This is a genomic window from Mesorhizobium sp. M7A.F.Ca.CA.004.12.1.1 (assembly GCF_003997835.1).
Lineage (GTDB): Bacteria > Pseudomonadota > Alphaproteobacteria > Rhizobiales > Rhizobiaceae > Mesorhizobium.
The window spans coordinates 1-1,358 of record NZ_RZRK01001171.1 but is presented as its reverse complement, the minus strand read 5'-3'; the positions used below and the strand labels follow the sequence as shown (position 1 = coordinate 1,358).

Genomic DNA, 1,358 nt, shown 5'->3' with positions numbered 1-1,358 from the left:
ATCAGGCACAATGCCGAAGGAGACGCCTGCCATCACGATCAGCCGGTCGATCAAGCGGCCCGCATTGAGACCGGCAACGACGCCGGCACCAACGCCCAGCGGAATGAGAAAAATCAGAATAATGCCGGCAAGGGCGGCGGAGCGCTTGAGGCTTTCCAGCACGAAGGGCGCCACCGGCCCGCGCATCGACAGCGAGGTGCCGAAGTCACCGGTGACGGCCTTGCTGAACCAGAGCCAGTACTGGACGAGAACCGGCTGATCGGCGCCCAGCCGCTTGTTCAGTTCCGCCACCGCCTGCGCATCGGCAAAAGGCCCGAGCATCACACGGCCGACATCGCCGGGCAGGACCTGCCCGGCGAAGAACACCAGGATGCTGACCAGCCACAGCGTGAGGACAAGTGTGCCCAGACGCGCTGACAGAATGCGACCGGTCAGCATGTCGCGATCATGCCTGGACGAAGGAAACGCGATCGAGCAGCAGATGCGAGATCGCGGTGAAGCGGACGCCCTCGACCTTCGAGCTGACGATCCGGCTGTATTGCGAGAAGTAGCTGATGATCGCCGGCGTCTCGTCGAGCAGCAAGGTCTGGATCTTGCCGGCAACGAGGCGCTGTGCCTGCAGATCACGCGCCTTCGAGTAGTCGAGCAGCAGCGCATCATAGGCCGGGTTGTTGAAATGCGCCGCGTTCCAGGCTCCCGAACTCTTCAGCGTGGCGTTGAGGAAGATGTCGGGCGTGCCGCGATGGCCGTAGTCGGTGATGCCGAGCACCGAATCCAGCCAGGGCGAGCTACCGAAGGTCGCCGAGCCGTAATAGGCGTCCTGCGGCAGGACGTTGAGCTTGACGTCGATGCCGGCCTTCCTGGCGAAGTTCTGGATGATCACCGCATAGTCGGGAATGTCATAGGCGCGTTCGGTGGTCAGCGTCACCTCGAAGCCGTTCGGCACACCCGCCTCACCAAGCAGGCGCTTGGCTTCCGCAATGTCCTGCTTGCGCTGTGGCACCGACGGATCGGCGGAAGGGAAGATCGGCGCGAACGGGGTGTCGTTGCCGACGATGGCGCGGCCCTTGAGCAGGCCCTTGACCACCGCCTCGCGGTCGATGGTGAGCGCCAGCGCGCGGCGGATGCGCTTGTCGGTGAACGGCGCCTGGTCGGTTCTGAGATGCACCTGGTCATGCGAGCTTGCCTGCACGCTCAGCAGCTTGAAATTGGGATTGCCCTCGATCGCCAGCTCCAGGCGCGTCGTGCTCGGGATGACGTCGAGCTGGCCGGCCTGCAGCGCCAGCACCTGCGCCTGCTCGTCGTCGAAAAACTTGATCTCGACCCGGTCGGGCAGCGCCTTGTCGCCCCAGTAGTCT

The 1,358-nt window shown here is 64.3% G+C and carries 2 protein-coding genes; both read right to left on the bottom strand.

The genetic code is table 11. From position 1 onward, the window contains the following. A partial coding sequence (locus EN984_RS34800; RefSeq protein WP_164765930.1) for an ABC transporter permease occupies positions 1-438 on the bottom strand: 438 nt, incomplete at its 3' end. A 7-nt stretch (positions 439-445) separates the two neighbouring features. Beyond that, on the bottom strand, positions 446-1,358 hold a 913-nt coding region (locus tag EN984_RS34795; protein WP_245480187.1), incomplete at its 5' end, for an ABC transporter substrate-binding protein.